Origin of the sequence: Ferroplasma sp., assembly GCF_037442045.1 — an archaeon.
Classification (GTDB): domain Archaea; phylum Thermoplasmatota; class Thermoplasmata; order Thermoplasmatales; family Thermoplasmataceae; genus Ferroplasma.
In genome coordinates, this window is the sequence record NZ_JBBIRC010000071.1 from 1 (window position 1) to 4,129 (window position 4,129).

General features: G+C 31.5%; 4 protein-coding genes. 3 read left to right on the forward strand and 1 reads right to left on the reverse strand.

The window, feature by feature from the left end; genetic code table 11:
- Positions 1–190: 190 nt before the first annotated feature.
- On the forward strand, positions 191–1,366 hold the full coding sequence (locus WKI77_RS07275) for a mandelate racemase/muconate lactonizing enzyme family protein (protein WP_337861164.1): 1,176 nt from the start codon (positions 191–193) through the stop codon (positions 1,364–1,366).
- Here WKI77_RS07275 and WKI77_RS07280 read toward each other — a convergent pair whose 3' ends face one another.
- Positions 1,367–1,657, reverse strand: coding sequence for an MTH1187 family thiamine-binding protein (locus WKI77_RS07280; protein ID WP_337861165.1), 291 nt, complete (start codon positions 1,655–1,657; stop codon positions 1,367–1,369).
- A gap of 356 nt (positions 1,658–2,013) precedes the next feature.
- Here WKI77_RS07280 and WKI77_RS07285 point away from each other — a divergent pair, with 356 nt between their 5' ends.
- Together WKI77_RS07285 and WKI77_RS07290 are read left to right on the forward strand one after the other, a co-directional pair.
- On the forward strand, positions 2,014–2,475 hold the full coding sequence (locus WKI77_RS07285) for a hypothetical protein (protein WP_337861166.1): 462 nt from the start codon (positions 2,014–2,016) through the stop codon (positions 2,473–2,475).
- Positions 2,476–2,820: 345 nt separating this feature from the next.
- Positions 2,821–3,555 (forward strand): M48 family metalloprotease, encoded by a 735-nt coding sequence (locus WKI77_RS07290; protein WP_337861167.1) that lies wholly within the window; start codon positions 2,821–2,823, stop codon positions 3,553–3,555.
- The last annotated feature ends 574 nt before the right edge of the window (positions 3,556–4,129 follow it).

The following is a 4,129-nucleotide window of genomic DNA, read 5'->3' on the forward strand; positions in this document are numbered from 1 at the left end:
GTATTTGCAATACAGCATTAGAGAATTCGGATAGAGAACCTCAGCTTTAGACTATGGAATCAAACGCATTTTCAAGAGCATCCAGGAAAATATGAAGTGCTATTATTTATTGTAGATAAGATATTATCAATTCAAAGCAACTATTAAGTTTAATGCAATAATTTTAATATTCATAATGCATTAATTTAATATGGAAACAATTAAAAATATTGAAATATACGAACTGGGTTCATCAGAGGAAAAATCATCCCCCTGGAGTTCAACAATACTTATACTGAAACTCACATCCTCAAACGGTGCTACTGGTTTCGGTGAGGCTCCCACAACCATGATGACCTTGCCTGTGAAGGAAAGCATGAATGAAGTTGCCAGAGTATTTCAAAATAAAAACTATTTTGATATAGAAAAAAATATGAGAGATTATTATAAAAACGCATTTTATGTTACAAAATCAATCGAAGAAACTGCAGCATTGAGTGCATTCGAAATCGCATCATGGGACCTTATTGGAAAAGATCTTGGTTCGCCCGTATATAACATGCTTGGTGGCAGATTCAACGACCGGATAAGGGCATATGCCAATGGCTGGTACTCCGATTGCGTATCACCTGAAGACTTTGTTTCCAAAGCAAAAGTACTCAATTCTAAGGGATACACAGCGTTTAAATTTGACCCTTTCGGCAGTGCTTACGACAAAATCAGTGATGAAGCTGTAAAAAAATCTGCGGAAATAGTTGCACAGATGAGATCGAGCCTTGGCAGCAACGTTGACTTATTAATAGAATGCCACGGAAGATTCTCTCCAAAATATGCAATAAAGGCAGGCAAAGCACTGGAAGAATACAATCCGTTATTTATCGAAGAGCCAGTGCATCCAGAACTGGAAACTTCGCTCCATGAATTCCGGGAAAAGGTGAATATACCTGTTGCACTTGGTGAAAGGCTTCTGAACAAGGAAGATTTTGCAAGATACGTTTCCGGTGGAATGGTTGATATTATTCAACCGGACCTGACAAACTCTAAAGGTATTCTAGAAGCAAAGAAGATAGGTGCAATTGCAGAAGCTTTCGGCGTTCCAGTTGCATTCCACAACGCTTTTGGCCCGGTGCAGACAGCAGCAACATTAAATGTTGATTACACGCTTCCAAACTTCTTAATACAGGAAAGTTTCGAAGAATCATGGCCCACATGGAAAAAGAATTTATTTAATGGCTATACTGTTAAAAATGGAATGATGGAATTATCCGGAAAGCCTGGCCTTGGCATAGAGGTTAATGAAAAACTTCTTGAAAGCAGTAAAGTAACAGGCATGGAGCCACTTGGAAACGAGCCGCCATGGGTGGTTTCTGGCACATTTAAGCCATAATTATTTTACATATTTTATTTTTCTTTCAACGGAATTTTCAATATCTGTTCTATTATCTATTCTCAATATAGTTTCTATTCTTGGAAAGCCAAGGCTTTCAATGAATTTTTCAGTATCCTTTACGGCATCCATCAATATATCTATATTTTCACATTCTATTACAGTTGCCATGCTGTTTGGATAACATTTAATTGATTTATTATTCTTCATGTATTCAATAACTTTTCTTATTGTATCTCCAACTGAAACGCCTTTTCCTATTGGATAAAATGTTACATCTGCGACGATCATAAATAAATATTATAAAATGGTATTAAAAGTATATTATTTCATTATGTCCTTATCTTATCCCGAATTGAGTTCCTATATAAACATTATAATATAGAAAAGAGAGTTAAAGAAAAGGTGAAGTTGAACGATAAAAAAATAAAATATATAATTAAACAGAAAGAAAAGGGTGAATCATCAACAAAACTGTAATATACAGTGTATCAACAGGATACATTAACAGAATATATTACAATTTCAGAGAAAATGGAAAGGATAGATTGTACAGAACAGGAAGAAAGGTTAAAAATATATCGAAATATTTATATATTATTTCTTGTTATAATAAAGAAAATACAATCAAAATTTATTATAGAAGTTTGCTTGCTACGGAGAAGTCCCATATAAATGGGAAAAGAATTAACAAAAGTAATAGCAATTACAGAAAAGCAATAATGTCAATAGCTACAATAACAATATTACATGGTGCACCCGGTGTTCCAATATACAATGGAGTGATAGCAATGGAAAGTAATACTATACCATATGAATTCGGGAACATGGCAAATATGGATGTTAAAACGACTTCTACATCAGGAATGGGTGATATCATATATTATGAATTAACGCATGGGCACTTTCCTAGTCATACCGCTCTTAATAACTTAATAGGCGCCGTTCTTGGTACGTATGGCCTGACTGCTGTTGGCGGTCTGATTTATGCTATTGTAGCTGCTATATATGCCGGAGCTAGTGTTTCTGTGGCAGTAGAAACTGTTCTTGTAGGTATTGTGAGCCCTGAAGTGGAATCTGCTATACTGGGAGCAATATTAGCTGCGTAAGAGGCGCAAATTAAATTGGCAAATACACATTATAAAATGAATCAAATAATGATATTAGGTGGCATGGTTTATTTATTTATTGCCACTGATTTTTTTTTCGGTCCACCTTCTTACGGTTTATATTTTTTATTGAGAGTAATATTGGCAAACATAGTTTATATACTAATTTATTATATTTCGTTAATATATATTAATAAAACAATCCATAAAGATATAAAAATAAAATTACATAAATTTAGAATAAAGGAAGTAGATACTTTTGGATTTGTATTTATGATTATATTTTTTAACATTTTTTCTTTACTGGATTATATTTATTATTATGGGAAATTATATTATTCAATAATGTTACCATTAACTATAATAATAGCATTGATACTATTATTTATTCTTATTTTCGGATTCAAAATTCAATTTAAAAAATATTTAGAATACTCTATTCTGGATGCTGTCCTTACAAAGAAATATTCTTTATATTCAAAAAAATTTTCAAAGGATATTGATATATACAAATCAATAGATGACAATAAAATTAATAAACTGAGATATACACCTGCTTTTTCATTCATGTTACATAATAAATTTAATATCATTGTTAGTTCAGAATTCTTAAACAACATTGATGATAATGAGAAAAATGTACTTATATTGCATGAAATAGGCCATCTTGGACAGTATAAAAATGAAAATTTTATAAAATTTCTAATTTCCTTTATGCTTTTACTGGTTCTTTCCTCGGTTGGTGTTATGGGCATAGTTGCAAAATCAGATGTATTTTTAGACACAATTGCTGCATTATTAAGCCTTGTAATTCTTATATTTATGTTGTTAGTAAAATCAAGCATTTTTAATTACACTTCAAAATTTGAAATATCAGCGGATAACTTCGCATTAATGGAAAGCAACAATAAAAAAGCACTAATTTCTTTATTGTTAGATGCACTTTCATATGATTTATTCCAGATAGATTATGAGCCGGAGGAAGTGCAACAGATTAAAATACACATTGATGAGAGACTCTCAAAACTAGATTATTTAAACGCATTCAATTCTGATAATGATTATTATGAAAATCATTGATTTAAGTGAAAGATATGTAATATAAATCCAATATATAAAAATCTCATGGATTCCAGAGGTGTAAAAAACTCTTTTCAAAACAAAAATAAAAACAACTGGACGAAAGCTTTGATATCTATTTTTGTATTAGCGTTGCTAATGATGTCAGTAGGAGTTCCAGTATATGACGGTGTGTTAGCTATGGATAATAATGCCGTACCTTCTAAATTCAGGAATTTGTGAAACCTTAACGTTAAAACAACTGCCACATCAGGGAAGGGTGATCTTATTGCATTTGAAATCTGGCATTGGGGCCATTTCCCTACAATAAACCAGTTAAAAAATTTGGATTATAAATAAAAATATAGTTAAGCCGTACAATATGGATTGTAAGTGATTTAGATAGCCATAAGAACCAAATATCCTTAGATTCCTGTTCAAATCCAGGCATGGGTGCATTTATAAAACTTTTTTAAAAAATAGTAAATAAGTAAAAGTTATAATATAATATAACAATTGCTTATTCATGGAACCAATTCAATCATTTATAAGTGGCCAAAGATTAAAAATAGCAGAACTTCAAGATTATTTAATT